Source organism: Pseudomonas sp. P5_A2_2, assembly GCF_054177685.1.
The window spans coordinates 1-4,389 of record NZ_JBGCUL010000361.1; the positions used below are offsets into that span (position 1 = coordinate 1).

4 protein-coding genes and 1 pseudogene are annotated in these 4,389 nt (G+C 60.9%); all 5 read right to left on the reverse strand.

Annotated features, from left to right (window positions below):
• Window positions 1-393: pseudogene (locus ACXRVY_RS18335) on the reverse strand (glycosyltransferase family 4 protein); the annotation flags it as partial.
• Window positions 390-1,649: an ABC transporter ATP-binding protein gene (locus ACXRVY_RS18340; RefSeq protein WP_223462440.1), complete on the reverse strand. Its 1,260-nt coding sequence runs from the start codon at window positions 1,647-1,649 to the stop codon at window positions 390-392. The gene ACXRVY_RS18340 and the pseudogene ACXRVY_RS18335, both read right to left, overlap by 4 nt.
• Window positions 1,649-2,446 (reverse strand): ABC transporter permease, encoded by a 798-nt coding sequence (locus tag ACXRVY_RS18345; protein WP_223462439.1) that lies wholly within the window; start codon window positions 2,444-2,446, stop codon window positions 1,649-1,651. Before ACXRVY_RS18345 ends, ACXRVY_RS18340 begins: the two co-directional genes overlap by 1 nt.
• Entirely contained in the window at window positions 2,447-3,889 is a 1,443-nt protein-coding gene (locus ACXRVY_RS18350; protein ID WP_223462438.1) for a mannose-1-phosphate guanylyltransferase/mannose-6-phosphate isomerase, read from the reverse strand.
• 3 nt (window positions 3,890-3,892) lie between these two features.
• The coding region (locus ACXRVY_RS18355) for a GDP-mannose 4,6-dehydratase (RefSeq protein WP_458237929.1) at window positions 3,893-4,389 on the reverse strand (497 nt) is incomplete at its 5' end.

Here is a 4,389-nt window from a genome sequence, read left to right on the forward strand (position 1 = left end):
CTTCTGGCCCTTGAGTACACGATCGAGCAGTCGCATCGGCAGGCTCAGGCAGGCGAACGCGGTGAGGCGACAACCGACATAAAGCACCCGGCGGGCGAACTTCGATGTGCTGAAAGGACGGCGCCCCTCCAGTGCCCGATGGCACTGCCAGTACAGATTGGCGAGGTGTTCCAGCTTCACCCGCAGGCTCACCAGGTCCACTTTGATGGTCGGCAAGGGCGCCAGGCTTTTCACCTCGAACAACGCGCCATTGAGCATCACCACCGGAATGCATTCACGCTGGGTGTCTGCGGCCGGCAATTGCTGAATAACATTACGAACGACCCGTTGAATGCCCGAGTTGGCATCCGGGTGTTCGAAGACGTAGGTACATTCCACCAACAGTCTGGTCATCGTGTTACCCCAATAGATTCCACCCGACTCTCACTGGAACGGGTCACGCTTGTCTGTGCTTGGAGCCAGGAGCAGCCCACGAAGTCTTCCTGGCGATTGTTGATCACGTGGAAGACCAGCCCGTAGTCACGCCATTCGAAATTGCGATCCAGGTGCGAATCCAGTCGCGACAGGCTCAGGGCCACCGAATAATTACCCTTGCCCAGGCGCATGTCGAAGGCAAAACGGTAGGTGATGCGTTCGCCGGCACTCAGGTCGGTGAGGGCTTTGTCGACCCGGTGGGTATTGATGCCGTATATGGGCTGGCCGAGGCGATCCTTGATCATGAAACCGAGAATCAGCCGCTCGATGTCCTGGCGCACCTCGACCTGCACTTCCAGGACCATCGCCTGACCGACTTCCGCCACCTCCACCGAACGGCCCTTGGGGTCAAGCAGGCGGACGCTGAGAATGCCCGCTTCGCCTGTCCCGGAAATGGTTTGCACCTGCCCGTTGGCGAGCATTTCCTGGCGCACCGTCTGGCCCTCGCGCTGGGCGAGCATGGCGTTGTAGTAGTCCATTACTTCTTCGGGTTTGCCGCGCATGGCCATGCGCCCGTTTTCCAGGAGGATGGCGGTGTCGCAGATCGACTGGATCGCCGAGCGGTCATGGGACACGATCAGCAACGTGGTGCCGGCCTTGCGGAAGTTGCGGATGCGATCAAAGCTTTTGTGCTGGAAGTAGGCGTCACCTACGGACAGCGCTTCATCGACGATCAGGATGTCCGGGCGCCGCGCAGTGGCCACGCTGAACGCCAGGCGCATCTGCATGCCGCTGGAATAGGTACGAACCGGATGGTCGATGGCCTCGCCGATTTCGGCGAAGCTCTCGATCTGCGGCATCAGCGCTTCGATTTCTTCGACCTGCATGCCGAGCAACTGGCCGGCCATGAAGGTGTTCTGCCGACCGGTGAAGTCCGGGTGGAAACCCATGCCGAGCTCCAGCAGCGCGGCCACGCGACCTTGCAACCGGATGTCGCCGCAGGTGGGTTGGGTGGTGCCGGTGATCATCTTCAACAGCGTGCTTTTGCCGGCTCCATTGACCCCGACGATGCCCACGGCTTCACCCGGCTGAATCTCGAAATCGACCCCTTGCAGCACCCAGTGCAGTTGATGTCGGGTGCGGGAAAACGGTACCAGCCATTCGAACAGCCGGCTCCAGCGATTCGGGTACTGCTTGTAGGCCTTGCCCAGGCCACTGACACGTATATGTCCCATCAGAGCTCGTCCACCATTTCACCGACACGCTGGCGGAACAGCCGCAGCGCCATCCCACAGAACAACAGGCCGATCACCAGCAACGGCACCAGCGAGCTCCAGTCTGGCCATTGGTTGTAGAGAAACAGGTTCTGGTAGCTGTTCATCAGCGCCGTCATCGGGTTCAGCTCGATAAAGTGCTGGATACCCGGCGGCAGGATCGACAATGGATAAACGATCGGCGTCAGCCAGAACCAGAACTGCAGGCAGATACCGAAAAACTGCCCGACGTCGCGAAAGAACACGTTGAGCACGCCCAGAATCATCCCCAGTCCCGCGGCGAAGATCACTTGCAGGATCAGCAACGGCAGCAGCGCCAGTAACGCCATGCCGGGCAGTCGCCCGCTGATCAGCAGGAAGCCGAGGAACAGCCCCAGGATGATCGCGAAATTGATCCCGGCATTGAGCAGCACGATGACCGGCAGGCAGATGCGCGGGAAGCTGATTTTCTTCAGCAGGTTGGCGTTTTCCAGGAACATGCTCTGGCTGCGCGTCGTGATCTCGGCGAACAGACCCCAGGTCAGCAGGCCGGCGCACAGGTAGACGCTGTAGGCCAACCCGTCATCCACGCCCGGCAAGCGGGCGCGCATGATGGTGGAGAAGATCACCGTGTAGACCAGGATCATCGACAGCGGATTGAGCACGGTCCACAAGGCACCGAACAGCGAGTTGCGATAGCGCGCCTGAAACTCCCGTTTGACACTGCCGAGGATGAAACCCCGGTAACTCCACAGCGATTGGTAAAGGTTACGCAGCATTCAAACCGTCCTGCCGTATTGATCTTCGAAGCGGACGATGTCGTCCTCTCCCAGGTATTCGCCGCTTTGCACCTCGATGATCACCAGGTCGATCACGCCGGGATTCTCCAGGCGATGCTTGTGACCGGCAGCAATGAAGGTCGATTCGTTCTTGGCCACCAGGTGCGTGCCGGTGCCATTGTTGGTGACCTTGGCCATGCCTTCGACCACCACCCAGTGTTCATTGCGATGGTGGTGCATCTGCAACGACAACTTGGCGCCGGGCTTGACCACGATGCGTTTGATCTTGAAGCGCGGGCCTTCCTCGAGCACGGTGTAGGTGCCCCATGGCCGGCTGACCGTACGGTGCAGGCGATAGGCTTCGTGCTCTTTATCCTTGAGCTGCCTGGCCACCCGACGCACATCCTGGGCGCGGTCGGCGTGGGCCACCAGCACGGCGTCGGCGGTGTCGACGATGATCAGGTTATCCACGCCCACGGTCGCGACCAGACGGTTTTCGCTCTGGACGAAGTTGTTGTGGCTGTCGATGAATATCGACTCGCCGACGGTGCGATTGTTTTGTGCATCTGCCGGTACCAGCGCGGCCACCGCACCCCAGGAGCCGATATCGCTCCAGTCGAAACGGGCCGGCACGACGACCACCTTGTCGGAGCGTTCCATCAACGCGTAGTCGATGGAGATGTCCATGATTTCGCCAAACAGGGCCGGTGACAGTTCTTGTTGCACATCCCCGGCGTTTTCCACGGGAGCGCTGGCAGCCATGCAGGTCTGCGTCTGCTCCAGCAAGGCGGGAGCATGGATTTGCAGTTCGGCCAGTAGGCTGGCGACCGAGAAGCAGAACATCCCGGAGTTCCACAGGAAGTTGCCGCTTTCCACGTAATGAGTCGCGGTTTGCAGGTCGGGTTTTTCGACGAAGCGCCGCACGCTGGCAGCGCCTTTATCGTCCAGCGATGTGCCGGCTTCAATGTAGCCAAAACCGGTTTCCGGAGCGGTCGGCACCACCCCGAAGGTCACCAGGTGACCGCGCTTGGCCAATGTCACGGCATGCTCGACCGCGTCCTTCAGCGCCTCGACATTGACGATCAGATGGTCGGCAGGCATGACCAGCATGATCGCGTCGTCGCCATGCAGGGCCTGGAGGGAGAGGGCGGCAGCGGCAATGGCCGGCGCCGTATTGCGTCCCGTCGGCTCCAGCAGGAAGTGCCCGCGATGCCGGCCCAGGTGTGCGTCCCGAAAGTGATCCTTGCTCTGGAAGTAGTACTCGCGATTGGTCACCGTGACGATATCGCCCCAGCCGTCGAGCAGGTCCGCGGCCCGCTGATAGGTCTTGCCCAGCAGCGACTGGCCGTCGGGCAATGTCATGAAGGGTTTGGGATGGCCCTCACGCGACACCGGCCACAACCTTGTCCCGGCACCGCCGGAGAGAATCACGGGAATCAGCATGGCCTACTCCTTGGCGACGCGTTTCATGTCCGCATCCATCATCATGCGGATCAAGGCATCCAGATCGGTCTTGGGTTTCCAGCCCAGCACACGCTGGGCCTTGGCCGGGTTGCCGAGCAGCACTTCCACTTCGGCCGGGCGGAAGAACGCCGGGTCGATCTTCACGTAATCGCGGTAGTTCAGGCCCACATGATCGAAGGCGATCCGGCACATCTCGCGCACGGTGGTGGTCACGCCGGTGGCCACCACGAAGTCGTCGGGTTTGTCCTGTTGCAGCATCAGCCACATGGCTTCGACGTAATCCCCGGCAAAGCCCCAGTCGCGCTTGGCGTCGATGTTGCCCAGGCGCAGTTCCTGTTGTTTGCCCTGCTTGATCCGGGCGGCGGCGTCGGTGACTTTGCGCGTCACGAACTCGATGCCGCGCAGCGGTGATTCATGGTTGAACAGGATGCCGCTGCTAGCGTGCAGGTTGAAGCTTTCGCGGTAGTTAACGGTGATCC